Origin of the sequence: Paraburkholderia saeva, from assembly GCF_907164555.1 — a bacterium.
Taxonomy (GTDB): domain Bacteria; phylum Pseudomonadota; class Gammaproteobacteria; order Burkholderiales; family Burkholderiaceae; genus Paraburkholderia; species Paraburkholderia saeva.
Genome location: NZ_CAJQZC010000007.1, coordinates 158005 through 178184, shown reverse-complemented (window position 1 = coordinate 178184; position 20180 = coordinate 158005). Strand labels below are relative to the sequence as shown.

At 64.9% G+C, this 20180-nt stretch carries 17 protein-coding genes; all 17 read right to left on the bottom strand.

The window, feature by feature from the left end; all coding sequences use genetic code 11:
• Positions 1–6 precede the first annotated feature (6 nt).
• The gene (locus LPA36_RS19345; protein ID WP_228880120.1) at positions 7–876 is read right to left on the bottom strand and encodes a MinD/ParA family ATP-binding protein; all 870 of its coding nucleotides are present in this window, start codon (positions 874–876) and stop codon (positions 7–9) included.
• Positions 869–2893, bottom strand: a complete 2025-nt coding sequence (gene flhF / locus LPA36_RS19340) for a flagellar biosynthesis protein FlhF (RefSeq protein WP_228880109.1) — start codon at positions 2891–2893, stop codon at positions 869–871. The genes LPA36_RS19345 and flhF overlap by 8 nt, the downstream gene beginning before the upstream one ends.
• A 325-nt stretch (positions 2894–3218) precedes the next feature.
• A complete protein-coding gene (gene flhA / locus LPA36_RS19335; protein ID WP_228880108.1) occupies positions 3219–5315 on the bottom strand; it encodes a flagellar biosynthesis protein FlhA in 2097 nt (698 codons plus the stop codon).
• Complete coding sequence (gene flhB / locus LPA36_RS19330) at positions 5312–6520, bottom strand: flagellar biosynthesis protein FlhB (RefSeq protein WP_228880104.1); 1209 nt, start codon at positions 6518–6520, stop codon at positions 5312–5314. Before flhB ends, flhA begins: the two co-directional genes overlap by 4 nt.
• Before the next feature lie 215 nt (positions 6521–6735).
• A complete protein-coding gene (locus LPA36_RS19325) occupies positions 6736–8007 on the bottom strand; it encodes a DUF3443 domain-containing protein (protein ID WP_324250953.1) in 1272 nt (423 codons plus the stop codon).
• A gap of 25 nt (positions 8008–8032) precedes the next feature.
• Complete coding sequence (locus LPA36_RS19320) at positions 8033–8569, bottom strand: DUF2844 domain-containing protein (RefSeq protein ID WP_228880101.1); 537 nt, start codon at positions 8567–8569, stop codon at positions 8033–8035.
• A 267-nt stretch (positions 8570–8836) separates the two neighbouring features.
• Positions 8837–9553, bottom strand: a complete 717-nt coding sequence (gene cheZ / locus LPA36_RS19315) for a protein phosphatase CheZ (protein WP_228880098.1) — start codon at positions 9551–9553, stop codon at positions 8837–8839.
• A gap of 2 nt (positions 9554–9555) precedes the next feature.
• Positions 9556–9951, bottom strand: a complete 396-nt coding sequence (gene cheY, locus LPA36_RS19310) for a chemotaxis response regulator CheY (RefSeq protein ID WP_090535160.1) — start codon at positions 9949–9951, stop codon at positions 9556–9558.
• A 71-nt stretch (positions 9952–10022) separates the two neighbouring features.
• Positions 10023–11108 (bottom strand): protein-glutamate methylesterase/protein-glutamine glutaminase, encoded by a 1086-nt coding sequence (locus LPA36_RS19305; RefSeq protein ID WP_228880096.1) that lies wholly within the window; start codon positions 11106–11108, stop codon positions 10023–10025.
• Positions 11109–11113: 5 nt separating this feature from the next.
• Positions 11114–11899 (bottom strand): chemoreceptor glutamine deamidase CheD, encoded by a 786-nt coding sequence (gene cheD / locus LPA36_RS19300; RefSeq protein WP_228880094.1) that lies wholly within the window; start codon positions 11897–11899, stop codon positions 11114–11116.
• Positions 11896–12846, bottom strand: a complete 951-nt coding sequence (locus LPA36_RS19295) for a CheR family methyltransferase (protein ID WP_228880090.1) — start codon at positions 12844–12846, stop codon at positions 11896–11898. The genes cheD and LPA36_RS19295 overlap by 4 nt, the downstream gene beginning before the upstream one ends.
• Before the next feature lie 17 nt (positions 12847–12863).
• Positions 12864–14765 (bottom strand): methyl-accepting chemotaxis protein, encoded by a 1902-nt coding sequence (locus tag LPA36_RS19290; RefSeq protein WP_228880088.1) that lies wholly within the window; start codon positions 14763–14765, stop codon positions 12864–12866.
• A 47-nt stretch (positions 14766–14812) separates the two neighbouring features.
• Positions 14813–15340, bottom strand: a complete 528-nt coding sequence (gene cheW, locus LPA36_RS19285) for a chemotaxis protein CheW (protein ID WP_228880086.1) — start codon at positions 15338–15340, stop codon at positions 14813–14815.
• A gap of 33 nt (positions 15341–15373) precedes the next feature.
• Positions 15374–17617, bottom strand: a complete 2244-nt coding sequence (gene cheA, locus LPA36_RS19280) for a chemotaxis protein CheA (protein WP_228880085.1) — start codon at positions 17615–17617, stop codon at positions 15374–15376.
• Positions 17618–17684: 67 nt separating this feature from the next.
• On the bottom strand, positions 17685–18062 hold the full coding sequence (locus tag LPA36_RS19275) for a response regulator (RefSeq protein ID WP_228880083.1): 378 nt from the start codon (positions 18060–18062) through the stop codon (positions 17685–17687).
• 87 nt (positions 18063–18149) lie between these two features.
• Positions 18150–19160: a flagellar motor protein MotB gene (gene motB / locus LPA36_RS19270; RefSeq protein ID WP_228880081.1), complete on the bottom strand. Its 1011-nt coding sequence runs from the start codon at positions 19158–19160 to the stop codon at positions 18150–18152.
• A 21-nt stretch (positions 19161–19181) separates the two neighbouring features.
• Positions 19182–20042, bottom strand: coding sequence for a flagellar motor stator protein MotA (gene motA, locus LPA36_RS19265; RefSeq protein WP_228880079.1), 861 nt, complete (start codon positions 20040–20042; stop codon positions 19182–19184).
• Between the last annotated feature and the right edge of the window lie 138 nt (positions 20043–20180).

Genomic DNA, 20180 nt, shown 5'->3' with positions numbered 1-20180 from the left:
CGCCTCTCAGGCGTGCTGCGCAGACGGTTGGTCGGCGTGCTTCGCCGCTGTTACTGTCGCGGAAGCCAGCCCCGGCGTCCGTGACGACATCGCTGGCCGCATCGGCCAGTACTGCAGTTCTCCGGCGACGTGCCGGTAGTCGCGCGCAGCCGGTGTCGACGGAAACGCATCGACGACGCAGCGCGACAACTCCACGGCCCGCGCCATGCGCGGGTCAGCCGCCACACACCCGGCTTCTTCCAGCGCGACGGTCAGATACCGTCCCGCCACACCCGCCAGGTTTTCAAACGCGCCATGCGCGTCCGCCGCGCTCTGGACGTGATTCAGCAGCACACGAAACTGCGGAATCGCGTGCGCGAAGTGCAGGCGTTTCATGCACGCATACGCATCGGTGATCGCCTGCGCGTCGATGCGTGAGACGATCAGGACATCGTTGGCCTGCATCGCAAGCGACGACAGCGCGCCATCGCGATCAAGCTCCGCGTCGATCAGCACGATATCGGCGGGTCCGGCGAGCAGCAGCGCCAGTTGTTCCGGCGTGCAGCCTTCGCGATTGCCGCGCGAAGCGACGATCACGCCAAAACCGAGCGCGTGCCGGCCGACGGCTTCCGCGAGCGCCATCTCGCCGCGCACGACCGCCGTGAAATTGCCCGCGCCGCGCACGCCGCCGAGCATGCCGTTTACCGAGTTCTTGCCAAAACGTTCATCAATCACGAGGACTTCGCGACCCAGTTCCGCGAGCGCAGCCGCGAGATTCACCACCGTGGTCGTGCAACCGGCACCGGACGAGCCACCCGTGACTGCAACCACGCGCGAACCCGACCGGTTGAGCAGACGACGCAAACCTTCCGCCTGATCGAGTACGAACTTATCCAAAGCGAACCTCGTGCAGGTCGGCCGTCGCACGCGCCGACAGTGCCGAGAGCAGCGCTGGGATATCGTCGTCCTGTGGCACGAACGGCGAGCCGTCGCGCGGAATACAGAACGCACTTTTGATCAGGAATTTCTTCGTCGCGACGTAGAGGTTTTCCGGCACCTTCTGTCCGGTCGACACGTAGTGCACCGGCAGCTTGTAGCGGATCACCGTGTCGAGCACGCTGCCGAGATTCGTCGCTTCATCGAGCTTGGTCAGGATGCAGCCCGCGAGCGCCTGGTTGTCCGGCGACTTCTGGTAGGCCTGGACCACTTCGTTGAGCGTGTCGCCGTGGCTCGTTGCGTTCAGCAGCAGCAGACGCTGGACCGGCTGGCCCGTGCCGCACAGCATGGCGATCTGGTCCGACACCGAGCGGTCGCGCTGGCTCATGCCGATCGTGTCGATCAGCACGATGTGCTTGTTGCGCAGTTCGTTGAGCGCGAGTTGCAGGTCCGCGCCGTCTTTCACCGCATGCACCGAGACACCGAGGATCTTGCCGAAAATGCGCAGCTGTTCATGGCCACCGATCCGGTAGCTGTCGGTCGTCAGGAGCGCCACCTTGCTGGCGCCGAAGCGCATCACGCAGCGCGCCGCGAGCTTCGCCGTCGTGGTTGTCTTGCCGACGCCCGTCGGGCCCGTCAGTGCGAACACACCGCCGCGCTCCATCAGCGCGTCTTCGTTCTCGATCACCGGCAGGTTTGCACCGAGCACCGAGTGCACCCACTCCATGCCGGCGTCCATGCTGTCGACCTCCGGCAGGTTCTCGACCATCATCTTCACGAGTTGCGCCGAGAAACCGGCTGCGAAGAGATGCTTGGTCAGCGCGGCCTGCGTCGGGTTGCGGCGCTGACGGTCGGCCCACAGGAGGCCCGTGAACTGCTCTTCCATCATGCCGCGGATCGACGCGAGTTCGTGCATCACCGTTTCGTTGACGATCTGCTCCATGCGCGCCTTGATGCCGTCGGTCACGGCGGCCGCCGCGCCCGCAGGCAAACCGGCGAGCGGATTCGCGCCGCCCTTCGCGTCGCTCTGGGCCGGCGCATTGCGTTGCGCAGCGCGGCGCGCAGCGATTTCTGCCCCTTCGCGCGCCCATTCGGGCGTGGCCGGATCGTCGATCGAAGACGACGCATCCACCGGCGCACCCAGACCGCGCGCCATCGCGGCAGCAGGCGTCATGACCGGCTTCGCGGTGTGCGCGACATCCGCTGCAGCGATGCGGCGCGCATGATCGATCAGCCAGGGATTCGTTTCGACCATCGTGCGTTGACGGCCCGGCGCCTCGGCGATCGCGGCGAGCGGGGTCATGGCGGACGGCGGTGCGGGCATATCCGGACGGGCTTCGATGCGGCTTTCCGGGCGACCTGAAGCGCGGCCATCGGCGCGCGTGTCGAGGCGGCTTTCGAGACGCGCTTCCGCACGGATCTCGATGCGCGCCTCATCCGTCGCGCGCGTACCGGATGTCGCGCCGTTCGCGTTGCCTGCAAGCGCGTTGCCTTCCTTCGATTCGTTTTCGCTGACCGTCGCGATGGCGCGCTCGGCGCCTGCGCCGGCTTCCGGACTTGCGCCGAACACCGATGAGAACACATCCGGCATGCCGCTCGCGTACGGGTTCACGGCCATCGAGGGCACCGTGGCCGATGAACGTGCCGGCGCGCCGCCAAAACCCGTGCTCATCGTCGCGTTGCCGTTCGAGGCGGAAGCGGTGTTTGCGCCAGAAAATCCTGCGCCACCATTCAGTCCGGGGCCAAAGCTGCCGTTAGCACTGTTGCCAGCGCCGAACGACGTTCCGGAACCGACGCTCTCGGCGGCTTGCTGCGGGGGAGAAATCGCGGCGAGGTCACTGTCGGCAAGCGCGACGATTTCGACCGTGCCGTCTTCGATCGTGCGATTCGACAGGACGACTGCATCGGAGCCCAGTGCTTCACGAACGAGACGCAGCGCGTCACGGCTCGTTGCGCCGACAAATTTACGAATGTTCAAGCTTGACTCCCGATGAGCGTCACGGACCGGCAACATACCGCTTCCCATTGAGGCTGATTATTGCGAATTAAGTCCAGCGCCCATCGGTGGATAAAGACCGGGAAAGGCGGGCAATTCGCGCATTAGGCGCGCGTCGCACCAGGCGCTGGCACACGTTTGCGCGCGATTCATACGCGCGAATATGTGCGAATAGATGCGATTGCGGGCCGCAATCAGCGCGAAACACAACGGGAACGGGGAATCGAAGGGCGCGCAGGCCGCTGGTTGCAAACCAGCGGCGCGGCAGGACGGCCAGAAGATCCAGCCGGGAAGAAGTTCGTGCCGCTCAGGCGCCGATCACATTCGCGACGCGCACATGCCGCGTATCGGGCACTTCCGCGTAGGACAGCACCTTCAGTTGTGGCAGGCTGCGGCGCAGGAAACGCGCGAGCATCGCGCGCAGCGCGTGCTGCACGAGCAATACCGGCGCGAGACCCAGATGCTGCTGGCGCTGCATCGCTTTCTGCACTTCGGTCAGCAGCGTGTTCGCGAGGCCCGGTTCGAGGCCCGGATTCGCACCGGTCGCGAGCGCCTGTGACAGCACGCGTTCGAGATTCGGATCGAGGCCCATTACCTGCATGTCGCCGCTGCCCGGGAACCACTGCTGCGTAATCGCGCGACCGAGCGAGAGGCGCACCGCCGCCGTGAGATCGTGCGCATCCGTGATCTTCGGCGCATGTTCGGCGAGCGACTCCAGAATCGTGCGCAGGTCGCGGATCGGCACGCCTTCTTCCAGCAGGTTTTGCAGCACCTTCTGGAGTGTGGTGAGCGGCAGGATTTTCGGCACCAGATCGTCGACGAGCGAAGGCGTGTCTTTCTGCATCCGCTCGATGAGCGACTGCACTTCCTGACGGCCGAGCAGTTCCGACGCGTGCGTCACCACGAGGTGATTCAGGTGCGTTGCGACGACCGTGCTCGAATCGACCACCGTGTAGCCGTACACCTGCGCCTGTTCGCGCAAATTCGTATCGATCCAGATGGCCGGCAGACCGAAGGCCGGATCCTGCGTCGGCGTGCCCGGCAGCGCGGCCGTCACCTGACCCGGGTTGATCGCGAGCCACTGGCCCGGATACGCCTCGCCGACACCTACTTCTACGCCCTTCAGCGCGATCCGGTAGCCGTTCGGCCGCAATTCCAGGTTGTCTCGAATGTGGATGACCGGCGGTAGAAAGCCGATTTCCTGCGCGAATTTCTTGCGGATGCTCTTGATCCGCTTGAGCAGTTCGCCGTCGGAATTCTTGTCGACAAGCGGAATCAGCCGGTAACCGACTTCCAGACCGAGCGTGTCGATCATCGTCACGTCGTCCCAGCTTGCTTCCGTGGATTCCGACGGCGTGAGCGCAGCCGGCGCGACGTTGACGAGCGCCGCGGCCGTCTTGCTTTGCGCCGCACGCTTCTTCATCGTGCGACCAAGCTGGATGAGGCCGCCGCCGAGCAGCAGAAACGCGAAGTGCGGCATGCCCGGAATCAGGCCCATCAGCACGAGAATCGCGCCCGTGATGATCAGTACGCGCGGATTCGTGAAAAGCTGGCCGGTCAGCTGCGTGCCGATGTCTTCGTTGGTCGCGACGCGCGAGACAATCACACCGGCTGCTGTCGAAATCACGAGCGATGGAATCTGCGCGACGAGGCCGTCACCGATCGTCAGCAGTGTGTAGACCTTGCCTGCGGATGCGAAGTCCATGCCGTGCTGCGCGACGCCCACGATCAACCCGCCGAAGATGTTGATCACCATGATCAGCAGACCGGCGATCGCATCGCCGCGCACGAACTTGCTCGCGCCGTCCATCGAACCGTAGAACTCGGCTTCCTGCGAGATTTCCGAGCGGCGCTTACGCGCCTGGTCTTCGTTGATGAGGCCGGCGTTCAGGTCGGCGTCGATCGCCATCTGCTTGCCTGGCATCGCATCGAGCGTGAAGCGCGCGGACACTTCCGCGATCCGCCCCGCACCCTTCGTGATCACCATGAAGTTGATGACCATCAAAATAATGAAGACGACGATACCGACCGCGAAGTTGCCGCCCACGAGGAAGTGACCGAACGACTCGATCACCTGGCCGGCCGCGTCCGGGCCGGTATGGCCTTCGAGCAGCACAACCCGCGTGGACGCCACGTTCAGCGAGAGCCGCAGCAGCGTGGAGAACAGCAGCACGCTCGGGAACGCCGCGAAATCGAGCGGCTTCATCGTGTACATGCTGACGAGCAGCACCATCACCGAAAGCGCGATGTTGAAGGTGAACAGCAGATCCAGCAGGAACGGCGGCAGCGGCAGGATCATCATGCCGAGGATCATGACGATCAGCAGCGGCCCTGCCAGCGCCCGCAGATTCGTGCCGCTCAGTGCGTCCGGCCGTCGTGAAAGGAACCCTACCCGTGCGTTCATGCTGAGGCTCCCTTGCCTTCGTTTTCATCGCCGAGTGCGTCGGCGGCTTCCTGTGTGGCTTCTTCGTCGGCGACACCGCCTTTGTCGAGTTCGGCGGGCACGTCGAACTCGGTGGGTGCGACCGGCTTTTCGCCGCCTTCGTCCCTGAACCGTTTGAGCTGGTAGACCCACGCGAGCACTTCGGCGACTGCGCCGTAGAGCGTGCCCGGAATCTCGCGGTTCAGCTCGACGTTGTGATACAGCGCCCGCGCGAGCGGCGGCGCTTCGAGCAACGGCACGTTGTTTTCGACGGCCAGCTCGCGGATGCGTGCCGCCACGAGGTTCACGCCTTTCGCGATGACCTTCGGCGCGCGCATCTCGCCGTCCGTGTACTGCAATGCGACGGCGAAGTGCGTCGGGTTGGTCACGACGACGTCCGCCTTCGGCACTTCCGACATCATCCGGCGACGCGCGATCGCGCGCTGCTGCTGGCGGATGCGGCCCTTCACGTGCGGATCGCCTTCGTTTTCGCGGTGTTCGCGTTTCACTTCGTCCTTCGTCATGCGCAACTTCTTGTGATACGACCAGAGCTGGTATGGCACGTCGAGCCCGGCGACAAGCGCCATGCCGGCCACCGTCATGCCACAGCACACGCCGGTCAGATGAACCGCGTTGGCAAACGCTTCATTCATCGGCTGCATGCCGAGCGCGAGAATCTCTTCGCGGCGATTCCAGATCGCCGTCGCGCCGATGATGCCGACCACCAGCGTCTTCGCGAACGACATGCCGAGCTGGATCGGACCATTGATCGAGAACATGCGTCCAAGGCCCGCGATCGGGTTGAGCCGGCTGAACCTCGGCTCCCAGGATTTCGTCGAGATCATCCAGCCGCCGAGCGCGAGCGGCGCGAGCAGCGCGGCCGCGCCCGTCAGCGCGAGAATCGGAAACAGCACGAAAAGGCCTTCGCGGCCCACGACGCCCGCGCCGATCAACATGCTGCGGGTTTCGAAGACGGTCGCATGGTCGAACTTCAAGGCGGTGCGCAGCATGTTCTGGACGTGCCCGCCGATCGAACCGGACATCGCCCACGTGCCGAAAAAGCCCGCCGACAGTAGCGCAAAGGTCGAAAGCTCCCGGGAACGCGCAACCTGCCCCTCCTCCCGCGCCTTCTCAATGCGCCGGGGAGTGGCTGATTCGGTTTTATCGAGGTCGCTATCCTCTGCCAACGCGCTCTCCAGATGATCGGGGCACCATGCCCTTTTTCAGTGAGAGCGATTATTCCTGCAGAAGTCGAGCGATGATCGGCGGATAAAGCCGGGGAAAGGGGGGCATTTCGGGGGATGAACTGGCCGCCCCTCCGGGGTCGCAAAGGCGGGCGGCGTAGTAGACCCTCAAGACCCAGGACCGTGCGGCTACGCGCGAGGCGGAACCGGCCGCCCGGTCAGAACGCGATAAACGGCGCCTGACCGGTGGTCGCGCGCAGGTCCATGCCGTAGTACACATACCGGCCGAAGAAAAACGGCAGCCCGAGATCGACCCAGCCGGTCCGGATGCCTTCGCCGGCTACGTCGTTGAACGCGAAGTTGGTGCCGCTCGCGACGAGCGTCGCCACGCTGACGACGTTCATGTTGACCGTCGCGGTCGCGCTGCCAACACCCTTTACCGTGAACGGCCGCGTCTGCGCGGTCGGCGGGCAGTAGAAGCCCGGCTGGTTGCCGCCGCAGGCGGGCAGCGTCGAATCGTCGAAAAAGTAGCCGTTCGAGCCCGTATCGAAGAGCGCGGTCGCGGGCTTGCCGTTGAACGTACTGCTCGTCAGGTCGCCCGCCGGGTCGGAGAGGAACGTCTGCGAAGCGGCGAGCGCGTTGTTCGACTGCGTGTTGATGCCGAACACGAGCGTGCCCTGCGCCGACGCCGCGCCGGTATTCGACACCGGCGGCAACTGCACGATCAGCCCGTTGTTGTCGCCGGAAAATAGCGGCACGGGGTTGCTCACCTGCACGTTGGTTGCGGCAACCGTGCGCGTGCACGCGTTACCGGTGCACCCATAGTAGTTGCTGGAGGTCGGCGCCTGCGACGGGTTCGAACAGGCCGTGCCACAGTCGTTCAGCATCACGCCGACGCCGAGGATGCCGTTCACGCGCAGGTCGTCGACAGTGTTCTCCGGCACGCCGCTGCACGACGCGGGCTGGGAAGCCGCCGGCATATCGCCGATGATCTGGATCGGCAGGTTCGTCGCCTGCTTCTGGCCGATCGTCACGTCGGCGGTACGCACGGAGCCCCACGTGACGCCGTCCGCGAAACTCGTGCACTCAGCCAGCTTCTGCGAGCCGTTGACCGTCGTGACCGGCAGCGCCGGCCCCAGCGTCCCATTGAGCGCGGTGCTCACGATCCGCAGCCCGTACGAGCCCGTATCGAGCTGCACGTGATCGATGACCTGGCAGTTCGCCGTGCCCGGCGCGCAGACGCGCACGCTCACGGTGGGAATATTGATGACGTTTTTCAGCCCCTTGTCCACGGTGATCGCCACCGTGTTCGCCGCCCCTGCCGCGATGGGCTGCTGCGTCGGGCCAGCCGGCAGCGAGTTGATGCCGCTGTTATCTGAGTTGCTAGTGCCGTTGTCGCCGCCTCCGCCGCCGCATGCCGCCACGAGCGAGGTCACGAAGACCACCGCCGCAACCTGCATCCATCCCTTGAGCTTCATTGTGATTTGCACGCTTCGTCTCCTGGTGGTCAAGGGATCACTGGATGTCCTGGCCGCTGACGCCCGCCGGCAGCGCCTGCGGCAGCCATGCGACGCCCGCGAACGCGCCCATATGACCGCCGGAGCGCACCACCAGCGTGTCCTGGGTGACGGCGCTCACGCCGCGCCGGCCAAGCGCCGCACGCGCGGCTTGCTCGGCGGCGACGTATTGCGGGAAGTAGCTGCCGAGCAGGTCGGCGAGATCGGGCATCTGCGGGCCCTGCCACGCGATGCCGAACACCGTCCCCGCCGACGACACGTACTCGTGCACGACGGTGCCGGAGCCGAACGTCGTCTCGCGAACGGTGTAGCTGGCGGGAGCAGACTGGGAGAGTGAAGCAGAAGAAGCAGTGGAAGCGGCGCGGGAAACAGCGCTCGAACCCTGCACGACGCGCGACGAGGTGGAAGCCCCCGCGGGCGGTGTCATCGGGCTGCCGCCGAGCCCTGCCTCGGCAGGGGCGGTCATGGTCAACGCACAGCACAATCCGAGCGACGTCAGCGTAACGACGCGCGCGAGGCGACTCGATTTCGACATTCCCGGGCTCCCCTGGCAGTGACCGCCGGGTTCGCACGACAGCGAACCGGCAGTTCTGGAACTGGCCCGCCGATGCGCCGCGATCCGGGTGATGCGGGCATACAGCGTCCTGTGCCCGTAGTATGCCTGCGGATTATTTCAAAGAGCCATCTCTGCCGTGGCGACAGGCTTGCTTCAGGTCACGGCGCGTTACGAAACGCCGCGTGACGGCAACGCGCGCTACCTCGAACCGGCACGCGTTACGCTGCGCGCCGCCACGCCGTTGCGTTAAAACCCGAGGCTCGCGAGCAGATCGTCGACCTGCGCCTGATCCTGCACGACGTCGGCCTTGCCTTCGGGGTTGATCTGCGGCCCGTTGAGGAGGCCCTCCGGGCTGCCGGTCGGCGAGATCGATTCGGACGCCACCAGCGCTGCCGCGGTCGCCGCGAACTGCTCGCGACGTTCCGGCGCGATGTTCTCGACCAGCACGCCAAGCAGTTGCTGCTCGATCAGGTACACGACGTCCATGATCTTCTTGATGACCTGACCCGTCAGATCCTGGAAATCCTGGGCGAGCATGATTTCGAGGAGTTGCGAGCTCGTCGCGGTCGTCGAATCGGGCAGGTTCTTCAGGAAGAGGCGCGTGTCGCTCATCAGCGCGCGCACTTCCTCGCGCTCGATGGGCGCGGCGTACCATTCGTCCCAGCGCGACTCCAGCACGGCAGCGTCTTTCTGCAACTGCTCCTGCACCGGCTTGGCGATTTCAATGGCGGTCAGGACGCGTTCGGCGGCCTGCTCCGTCATCGTCGCAACGTACTTCAGACGGTCGCGCGCGTCCGGCACGGCTTCTGCCGCGCGCTCGACATGCTTGTCGAGCCCCAGTTCGCGCATCGAATCGCGCAGGTTGCGCGTCAGTTGCCCGATGCGGGCGAGAATCCGGTCGGTCGTGAGATCGTTACCGTCGTCCCGCGAATCGGCGTCTTGCGCGTCGGTCGGCTCAGTCACAATCAGCTCCCCGTCTTCGCCATTTTCTCGAGAATCTTGTTGAGCTTCTCGTCGAGCGTCACCGCCGTGAACGGCTTGACCACGTAGCCGCTCGCACCGGCCTGCGCCGCCGCGATGATGTTTTCCTTCTTTGATTCCGCCGTCACCATCAGCACCGGCAGGTGCGTCAGGTTCGCGTCGGCGCGGATTTCCTTCAGCATCGCGAGGCCGTCGAGGTTCGGCATGTTCCAGTCGGAGATCACGAAGTCATAGCGGCCGCTACGCAGACGCGACAGCCCGACCGCGCCATCTTCCGCCTCGTCGACGTTCGAATAGCCCAGTTCCTTCAGCAGGTTGCGAACGATCCGGCGCATCGTCGGAAAGTCGTCCACCACCAGAATTTTCATTCCCTTGTCCATTTCAATTCCCTTTTCCCATGTCTTCGAAGGTGCGGCGAGCGTCCGCCTGTTCGTTCAGTTCCCGGCCGGCATCATACCCGCTGTACGCGGTCGCCCATCGACGCAAGACGGGCCATCACGCGCCGGCTCATATCGGAAAGCGATGCAATTTCATCCGCGGCGCCCATTGCAATGGCTTCGCGCGGCATCCCGAACACAATACAACTCGCCTCATCCTGAGCGAGCGTGTATGCGCCCGCCTTTTTCATATCCAGCAGTCCTGCTGCACCGTCGCGTCCCATACCGGTCAGGATCACGCCGAGCGCGTTCTTGCCCGCATGCTGCGCGGCCGAGCGGAACAGCACATCGACCGACGGACGGTGCCGGTTCACCGGCGGCTCGTCGGACAGGTGAGCAATATAGTTCGCACCGCTCCTTGCCAGCAAGAGGTGAGCGTGGCCCGGCGCGATATAAGCGTGCCCTGGCAGCACGCGTTCGCCGTGCTCAGCTTCTTTAACGGTAATCCGGCACAAACCATTGAGCCGTTGCGCAAAAGATTTTGTAAATCCCGGCGGCATGTGTTGCGCGATCAACACAGCGGGCGCGTCCGGCGGCAACGGTACGAGCACTTCGCGGATCGCTTCGGTACCGCCCGTCGATGCGCCGACGATGATCAGCTTTTCGGTCGACACGAGCGGATTGTTGAAGAGCGGCGCGGGGGCGGCCGGCGCGTGTGCGGGCGCACCGGGTTGCGGCGCGGGCGCGGCCTGGCGCACGCGGGCGCGGGCCGCGGCACGCACCTTGTCGGCGAGCTTTTCGGCGTAGTCGAGCATGCCGTCGCGAATGCCGACGCGCGGCTTCGTCACGAAATCGACCGCGCCGAGTTCGAGCGCGCGCAGCGTGATTTCCGAGCCGCGCTCGGTCAGCGACGACACCATCACGACCGGCATCGGCCGCAGGCGCATCAGCTTCTCGAGGAAGTCGAGACCGTCCATGCGCGGCATTTCGACGTCGAGCGTCAGCACATCCGGGTTGTGCTGCTTGATGAGCTCACGCGCGACGAGTGGATCCGGCGCGGTCGCGACGACCGTCATGTCCGGCTGGCCATTGATGATTTCAGTCATCAGGCTGCGGATCAGCGCTGAATCGTCGACACACAATACCTTGATTTTTTGCACGGCTGTCACGCCTCCTCTACGGTCCTGGCGTTGTTCTGGATAGTCGGGCGCGTGGCGCCAGACAGTTCGATACGCGGCTTCGCCGGCGTGGCGGCCCGCTGGGCGGCAGATGCTGTACCTGCTGCCGGATTCGAGCCAAAGAGTTCGATGCGCGGCCTGCCAGTCGGCGGCGCAAAGAGTTCGACCCGCTCGCGTGCCCGCGCGAGCCGTTCGGCGCGCGCTTCGGCGGTCGGCCGGGCGAGCGCCTGCTCGCGCTCGGCGACCCCCTGATCCTGTTGCAGACGCAGCTTCTTCACCATCACCTGGCCCGTGCGCGGCATGAATGCCACCTTGCGCGGGTGGCCGCCCTGCAGGTCCTCGGCGACGATGCGGATTTTTTCGAGCGCGAGATAACGGCGCACGAACTCCGAGTTGCGGTCGCCGATGTTCATCGTCGTCATGCCGGCGAGCACGGCCGCGCCGCCGAACACCTTGGCTTCGAAGCGTTCGCGCCGCCCGCCCGCCTTGATGAGTTCGTTGATCAGCACTTCCATCGCGTACGCGCCGTAGCGCATCGAATCCGACGCGGCCTGGACGACATCGGCGCCGTCGTCGGGCAGCATGAAATGATTCATGCCGCCGATGCCCGCCGTACGATCCTGGATGCACGCCGCCACGCACGAACCGAGCACGGTGACGAGCACCATGTCTTCGGACGTCGTGTAGAACTCGTTCGGCAGCAGTTTGACGCCGGGACGCTTGAAGTGATTGTCGAAATAGAGATTGTTCGCAATCGGCAGAGTGCTGCTCATACGCTGACCTCACCCATCGCCGGCGCGCCGATGCCCGATGAGGCGCGGGACGTGCCGCGCGTGCCGCTGGCGTCGCGCGTCAGTTCGTAGACGGTCTGGCCGCGCAGCCTGAATGCCTGCGTCACGTACGTGAAATTTTCGGAGTGGCCGGCGAACAGCAGGCCGCCGGGCTTGACGAGCGGCTCGAAGCGCGACAGCACGTGTGACTGCGTCGGCTTGTCGAAATAGATCATGACGTTGCGGCAAAAGATTGCGTCGAACTGGGAGCGCAACGCGTAGTCACGGTCGGTCAGGTTGAGCTGCGCGAAGCGGACCATCGCGCGCACCTCGGGGCGCACCTTCACCATGCCGGCGTGCGCGCCGGTGCCGCGCAAAAAGAAACGCTTCAACCGCTCCGGCGACAGATGCTTGACCTGGTCGAACTGGTACGTGCCGGCTTCGGCTTTGGCGAGCACCTGCGTGTCGATGTCGGTGGCGAGCACGGTCGCGCTGCGTGCCGCGCTGTCGCCGAGCGCCTCGATCAGCGTCATCGCGATCGAATACGGCTCTTCGCCGGTGGACGCTGCCGAGCACCACACGGATACCGGCGAGCTGCGCTTCTTCACGAATTCGGCAAGGATCGGGAAGTGGTGTGCCTCGCGGAAAAACGCCGTCAGGTTCGTGGTGAGCGCGTTCGTGAACGCTTCCCACTCGGCCGGATCGTTGGCGGATTCGAGCAGGTCAAGATACGACTTGAAGGTTTCCAGGCCGCGGGCGCGCAGGCGCCGCGCGAGGCGGCTGTATGCCATGTCCCGCTTGTGGTCCGACAGCGAAATCCCCGCGCTGCGGTGAATCAGTTCGCGAATACGTGCGAAATCCGCCGATGTGAACTCGAAATCACGTCCCTGATCACCTGAGCGAACTGCGTCGGCCCTTTCGGGCCGCGGCTCTGCGCGCGTTGCCATCATGCCTGACCGCCAATTTCCTAGAACGTTTCCCAGTCGGCATCCGGGCCGGCTGTGCTGGACGCCGGCGGAGCCGGGCGCGCTGCCGGTTCACCTGTGCCTGCTGATGTCTTTTTCTGCTTTACCGGGGCGTCGGAGCGGAGTGCCGCAGGCTCGGGCCTCAGGAGCGGTGCCGCTGCGGCCGGCGCTGCCGGCGCCTTTGCTGCCGGTGCTTTTGCTGCCTGCGCTGCCGGTGCTGCGTGCGCTGCCTGGGCCGAAGCGGCCGAAGGCGTCGCCGGTGCGGCCTGCCCTGCGGGCTTCGCCGCCGGCGTGACCGGCGCACGCGCACGCTGCGCGCGCGCGACGCTGCGCTGCTGCTCCTGCACGCCGCCCGCTACCCGCCAGCCGCCGACCACGGTCTGCAACTGGCGCGTCTGTTCTTCGAGCGATGCGGCGGCGGCCGCTGCTTCTTCGACGAGCGCCGCGTTCTGTTGCGTCACTTCGTCCATCTGCACGACGGCGCGGTTGACCTGCTCGATGCCGGTCGACTGCTCTTCCGACGCCGCACTGATCTCGCCCATGATGTCGGTCACGCGGCGCACGGCCTGCACGATCTCGTCCATCGTCGTACCGGCACGGCCGACCAGCACCGAGCCGCTCTGAACCTTGTCGGCGGACGTGCCGATCAGTTCCTTGATTTCCTTCGCCGCGCTCGCGCTGCGTTGCGCGAGACTGCGCACTTCGCCCGCGACGACCGCGAAGCCGCGGCCCTGTTCGCCCGCACGCGCCGCTTCGACCGCGGCGTTCAGCGCAAGAATGTTGGTCTGGAACGCAATGCCTTCGATCACGCCGATGATGTCGACGACCTTGTTCGAACTCGTCGCGATGTCCTGCATCGTGCTCACGACCTGGCTCACCACGTCGCCGCCGCGCGTCGCGATGTCGGACGCATTGACGGCCAGCTGGCTCGCCTGGCGCGCGTTCTCGGCGTTCTGGCGCACGGTGCCCGTCAGCTGCTCCATGCTCGATGCGGTTTCCTGCAGCGAAGCCGCCTGCTGCTCGGTGCGCTGCGACAGGTCGGTGTTGCCTATCGCGATCTCGCGCGCGCCGGTGTCGATCGAGCCGGCGCTGCCGTGCACCGACTTCACCATCGTCGCGAGGCTCTCCTGCATGTGCTGGATTGCGCGGAACAGATCGCCGAATTCGTTCGTGCTGAACACTTCGACGCGCTCGGTCAGGTCGCCCGAGGCGATGCGCTCGAACGCGTCAACGGCATCCTTCAACGGCTTCACGATCAGGCCGCGCAGCGCGAAGCGGATCAGCACCACCATGACGAGCGCGAGCACCGTCACGCCGATAATGAGCGCCGTCATCGTCGAGATGTTCGCCTGCGAAGCCTCGTGGCCGTCGACGGCGTTCTGCTGCAGCGCCTTCACGACCGGCACCGAGGCGCTGTCGTACGCGACGAACATCGGGCTGATTTTCGTGTCCGCGATTGCGTGGTAAGCCGCGAGATCGTTTGCGCGCAAGGCCGCAAATTCGGGGTCGACGCCATCACGCATCACCGCCGTGTGGCGCGCCAGCAGTTCGTCCAGCAGCGCCCCATCGACGTTGTTCTTCGGCGCCGCGAGATAGAGCTGCCACGCTTCGCCTGACTTGCCGAGCAGTTCCTGCGCGCGCTCGAACGCCTTCTTCGCTTCGTCCGCGTTGCCGGCTGCCGTGAGCGCCTCGAAGCGGTTCAGCGAAATGCGCGAGCGCAGCATGTACGACGCCGTGTCGTCGAGCGCGTGAATCGCCACCAGATCGCCACTGGCGATCGAGTCAAGCGACTGGCTCGCACGATTCAGCGCCGCCAGCCCGAGTGCGCCGACCACCACGGTCAGCGCAACCAGAAGGGCGCCCACCGCTGTCAGCGAGGTGCGGATCGACAACTTGCCCAGCATCGTCTGTTCTCCCGTTTTGCCTGTCTAAGTACGTATGCTCGCCCGGCTTACTTCGCGAGCGTCTCGATCAGCGCCATTTCCCGGCTGGTCATCAGCTTTTCGATGTCCATCAGGATCAGCATGCGGCCGTCGACCGTGCCGAGGCCGGTCAGATACTCGGTGGTCAGCGTCGCGCCGAATTCCGGTGCGGGCATGATCTGGTCGGTTGCGAGCGTGAGCACGTCCGACACACCGTCGACCACCATGCCGACCACGCGATGCGCGACGTTCAGGATGATCACGACGGTCTGGTGGTCGTACTCGACGCGGCCCAGATGAAACTTGATACGCATGTCGACGATCGGCACGATGATGCCGCGCAGATTGATCACGCCCTTGATGAACTCGGGCGCGTTCGCGATGCGCGTGACGTTGTCGTAGCCGCGGATCTCCTGAACCTTCAGGATGTCGATGCCGTATTCTTCCGCGCCGAGCGTGAAGACCAGGAATTCCTGACCGCCTGCGTCGGCCTGTCCTGCATCGCGGCGGCCATTCGCGCCGCTCACGGTCGAATTGATGGATTGGACGTCTGCCACGTAAGCCCCCAAACGGTTGGGTTAATTGATAGGTTAGGAAAGAGTGTTCAGGGCGCCGTGCGCTGCACGGTTTTCGCGGTTCAGTGCCGCGACGTCCACAATCAGCGCGACACTGCCGTCGCCGAGAATGGTTGCGGCAGAAATGCCGTGCACCTTGCGGTAATTCGTTTCGAGGTTCTTCACCACAACCTGCTGCTGGCCGACCAGTTCGTCGATCAGCATCGCGAAGCGCCTGCCTTCGGTCTGCATGATCGTGACGATGCCCTGCGTCGGGTCGACCTTCGCGTCTTCCACCGAGAACACTTCGTGAAGCGCGACGAGCGGCAGATATTCGCCACGCACGCGCACCACGCGTTCGCCGGCGGCGACGCTGTAAATATCTTCGGCCTGCGGCTGGAGCGACTCCATTACGAAGTTGAGCGGCAGAATAAAGATCTCGCTGCCCACCTTCACCGACATGCCGTCCAGGATCGCCAGCGTGAGCGGCAACACGATGCGTGTCGTGCTGCCCTTGCCCGCGTGCGATGTGATTTCGACGTGACCGCCCATCGACTGGATGTTCCGTTTCACCACGTCCATACCGACACCGCGGCCCGAGACGTCGGTGACCTGCTCGGCGGTCGAGAAGCCCGGCAGGAAAATCAGGTTCCAGACCTCTTCGTCGGTCATGGTTTCGCTGACCTGCATGCCCTGCTTCGCTGCCTTTGCGAGAATCTTGTCGCGACGCAGGCCGGCGCCGTCGTCGCTGACTTCGATCACGATGTTGCCGCCGTGATGCGCGGCCGACAGCACGAGCTGCCCGGTCGAATCCTTGCCCGCCGCGCGACGCGCTTCCACCGTTTCGATGCCGTGATCGAGACTGTTGCGCACGAGGTGGGTCAGCGGATCGATGATGCGTTCGATGAGGCTCTTGTCGAGTTCGGTCGCCTGACCGAAGGTGACGAGTTCCACTTCCTTGCCGAGTTTCGCCGCGAGATCGCGCACGAGACGCGGGAAGCGGCTGAAGACGTAATCCATCGGCATCATGCGGATCGACATCACCGCTTCCTGCAGGTCGCGCGCGTTGCGCTCGAGCTGCGCCATGCCATTGAAGAGGCGGTCGTGCAACGCCGGGTCGAAGGTGCTGGTGGTTTCTGCCAGCATGGCCTGCGTGATCACCAGTTCACCGACGAGGTTGATCAGCTGGTCTACTTTTTCGACGCCGACGCGGATCGAACTGCCTTCCGCGGCGTTGGCGGCCGCCGGGCGGGCGGCGCCCTTGCGCTCGGCTTCCGTACCGCCAGCCGCAGCGCTGCCCTGCGCGGCAGGGGCCGGTGCAACGGCTCCTGCCGCGGGCGCGACAGACGCGCTCGCCGCTTCCGCGGGATGCGCGTCGACTGCCGCAGCCGGCGCGGCGGCGGTCGGCGCCCCCGCGCCTCCATCCGTCACGCTGTCTGCGTGCGCCGGGCTCTGGGCTTCAGGTTCGGGCGCTCCAGGTTCGCCCTCCTGCGACTCGTCCACCGGCGCTGCGCCACGGCCGATTTCGATCTGACTGTCGTCAATCACGAAACAGCACACGGCGATGATGTCGTCGGACGACACATCGGATTCGAGCCACAGCGTCAGATCGCTGCCTGTCTTCACCTGTCCGACGATATGCCCCAGGTTGCCGAGTTCTTCTGTCAGCAGTTCCTGGTCCTTCTCACCTACTCCCCGTAGCGTAATCTTCAGATGCGGTCCGCCCGCATTGCCCGCGCCCGCTGCGGCGGACGCCGCCGTCGCGCCGGCCGCCTTCTCGCCGACTTCCTGCACAGCCTGCTCAACCACGTGCTCCGGCGCCCGCACAGCGGGTGTTGCTGCGGCCGGTGCGGGCGCGGCTGTGGCGGCAGGCGCTGCTGCCATACCGCGGCTTTCGTTGTAGAGAAAATCGAGGCGCGCCTGGATCGCCTTCGCGATCGTCGCGTCCGGTTCAGTGCTCGCACGGTAATCGGCGAGCTGACCCGAGAGCACGTCCTTCGTTTCGAGGAACGTATCGATCATGTCCTTGCGCAGCACGAGTTCGTTATTGCGTGCGCGGTCGAGCAGCGATTCGAGAATGTGCGTCGTTTCGGTCAGTGCGGTAAAGCCGAAGGTCGCCGCGCCGCCCTTGATCGAGTGCGCCGCGCGGAAAATCGCCGCGAGGTCTTCCGGATCGGGATGGCCGATGTCGAGATTGAGCAGCAGCTGCTCCATCTGCGCGAGCAGTTCGTCCGCTTCATCGAAAAACGTCTGGTAGAACTGAGTGATGTCGAGTGTCATGCCTGGGTCACCGCGAGAGATCCTGTCTGGGCTGGGCTGTGTCTTGTTTCGCTTCGTCCGTCGCCGCTCAGACAACGCCAGGTTCGGCGAGCGCCGCGACCAGCTCCGTCAGCATGTCGGGGTCGAGCGGCTTTTCGATCCAGCCGGTCGCGCCCGCATCGCGCGCCGCCGCCTTGAATGCGTCGCCGGATTCGGTCGTCAGCACAAGAATGGGCGTCGCCTGATACGCCGGGTTGTCGCGCAGCGCGGCGATCAGATCGAGGCCCGTGCGGCCGGGCATGTGCTGGTCCGTCAGCACGAGGTCGAACGGCATTGCCAGCGCGTTCTCCAGCCCTGCCTCGCCGTCTGCCGCGAGCGTCACCTGATAGCCGGCCGCCGTCAGCGTCGCCGAGAGAATCTCCCGCATCGCTGCCGAGTCGTCGATGGCCAGAATGTGCCTGATCATGAAATCCTCACTGCGCTCACTGTGGGCTGTCCGGCCTGCCGCGCCGCCCCGGCGCTTCTGCCGGCCAGACAACCGCCTGTTCCTTCGTTACTGCGTCGCCGCTGCCGGCGCCGTTCTGGGTGCAACCGTTACCGGCTGCGAAATCTTTTCGAGCAGCGGCTGCTTCGCCGAGCCCGCTGCATCCGACGACAGCGTCGTCGTCGTGGTGTCGTCCCGCATCAGCGCTTCTTCCGACTTGCGGTTGAGCACGATGATGCTGATACGACGGTTTTCCGGATCGAGCGGGTCGGCCTTGTTCAGGTTCTGCGTCGACGCAAGACCGAGCACGCGCAGCACCTTCGCTTCATCCATGCCACCGGAGATCAGTTCGCGCCGCGACGCGTTCGCGCGGTCCGCCGAGAGCTCCCAGTTGCTGTAGCCCTTCTCGCCGCCGGCATACTGCACGGCGTCGGTGTGGCCCTGCACGACGATGCGGTTCGGCACGTCGTTCAGCGTCTTGCCGATCTCGCGCAGGATGTCGCGCATGTACGGCTCGACGATGTCGCGCGCCGTGGCGAACATCGGCCGCTTCTGCGAATCGACGATCTCGATGCGCAGGCCCGTCAGCGTCGAATCGATGCGGATCTGCTGCTTGAACTGGCGCAGCACCGGGTTGGCCTCGATCGCCGCCATCAGCTTCACCTGCAGGTCATGCAGACGAACCTGCTCGCGGCGCTCGAGCGATCCCTGGGTTTGATTGGCCGCGTCGTCGTCGTTGTGGGCGGCGGTCTTCTCGGCACGTGCCATCGAACCGTCACTCTGACGGGTAATGCCCTGCTGGTCGGTCGAGATGTCGCGACCGCCGCCTTTCAGGATGCTCGAGTCTTCGGCACTGCGATCGCCGCCCAGCAACGAAACCTTGAGCGGCTGGTTGAAGTACTCGGCAATGCCGCGCAGCTGCGTTGTCGATGCCGAGCTCAGCAGCCACATCAACAGGAAGAACGCCATCATCGCGGTCATGAAGTCGGCGTATGCCAGCTTCCAGGCGCCGCCGTGATGGCCGGACTTCCTCGGCGCCGAACGCTTGACGACGATTGCGCGGTCCTTATCCTTGCTCATTCCCAGTCCCCGGCCGTCGCCTTATTTCGCCTTGACGCGGCGCACGTGCTCTTCCAGCTCGGTGAACGACGGGCGTTCGGTCGAGAAGAGCACCTTGCGGCCGAACTCGACGGCGATCGCCGGCGCATAGCCGTTCAGGCTGGCGAGAATCGTCACCTTGATGCACTGGAACATCTTGGTCGACTCGGTCACGCGCTGTTCAGCCACGCTCGCGAGCGGCCCGATGAGCCCGTACGACAGCAGAATCCCGAGGAAGGTGCCGACCAGCGCCTGGGCGATCATCTCGCCGAGAATCGCGGGCGGCTTGTCCGCGGACGCCATCGTGTGCACCACGCCCATCACTGCCGCGACAATCCCGAACGCCGGCATCGCATCGCCGACCTTCATCAGCGCGTGGGCCGGAGCCTCGCCTTCGTGATGGTGGGTTTCGATTTCCTCGTCCATGAGGCTTTCGATTTCGAAGGCGTTCATGTTGCCGCCCACCATCAACCGCAGGTAGTCGGTGAGGAACTCGACGATGTGGTGATCCGCCAGGATCTTCGGGTACTGCGTGAAGATCGGGCTTTTCTGCGGATCGTCGATATCGGCTTCGAGCGTCAGCGTGCCTTCCTTGCGCGCTTTCGCGAGCAGCACGTACAGGAGCGCCATCAGCTCCATGTAGACGTCCTTGTTGTATTTGGCACCTTTGAAGAGCGTCGGTATCACGCGAACCGTGGCCTTGATCGTCTTCATCCCGTTACCGAGAATGAACGCACCAAGCCCCGCTCCCGCAATCATCAGCACTTCGACGGGCTGCAACAGCGCGCCAAGATGGCCACCTTCCAGCGCATAGCCGCCGAAGACGGACAACAGCGTTACGAGTGTTCCCACGAAAATCAACACTGCCGAGCCCTCACAAAGAAGCGACGGAGACCGTCGTTAAACTGGTTTACGGCACGCGGACAGAAAACTTTGGGGGAAAAGGGACCCGCCCACCCGGTGTAAACCAGATGGGCTCGGGGATACGCGCCGATCGGACAT

Excerpts from the sequence above, each read along its gene's own strand:
- flhA (WP_228880108.1), bottom strand. The coding sequence starts at position 5,315 with ATGAACGCACGGGTAGGGTTCCTTTCACGACGGCCGGACGCACTGAGC.
- LPA36_RS19320 (WP_228880101.1), bottom strand. The coding sequence starts at position 8,569 with ATGTCGAAATCGAGTCGCCTCGCGCGCGTCGTTACGCTGACGTCGCTC.
- cheY (WP_090535160.1), bottom strand. The coding sequence starts at position 9,951 with ATGGACAAGGGAATGAAAATTCTGGTGGTGGACGACTTTCCGACGATG.
- cheD (WP_228880094.1), bottom strand. The coding sequence starts at position 11,899 with ATGAGCAGCACTCTGCCGATTGCGAACAATCTCTATTTCGACAATCAC.
- LPA36_RS19295 (WP_228880090.1), bottom strand. The coding sequence starts at position 12,846 with ATGATGGCAACGCGCGCAGAGCCGCGGCCCGAAAGGGCCGACGCAGTT.
- LPA36_RS19290 (WP_228880088.1), bottom strand. The coding sequence starts at position 14,765 with ATGCTGGGCAAGTTGTCGATCCGCACCTCGCTGACAGCGGTGGGCGCC.
- cheA (WP_228880085.1), bottom strand. The coding sequence starts at position 17,617 with ATGACACTCGACATCACTCAGTTCTACCAGACGTTTTTCGATGAAGCG.
- LPA36_RS19275 (WP_228880083.1), bottom strand. The coding sequence starts at position 18,062 with ATGATCAGGCACATTCTGGCCATCGACGACTCGGCAGCGATGCGGGAG.
- motB (WP_228880081.1), bottom strand. The coding sequence starts at position 19,160 with ATGAGCAAGGATAAGGACCGCGCAATCGTCGTCAAGCGTTCGGCGCCG.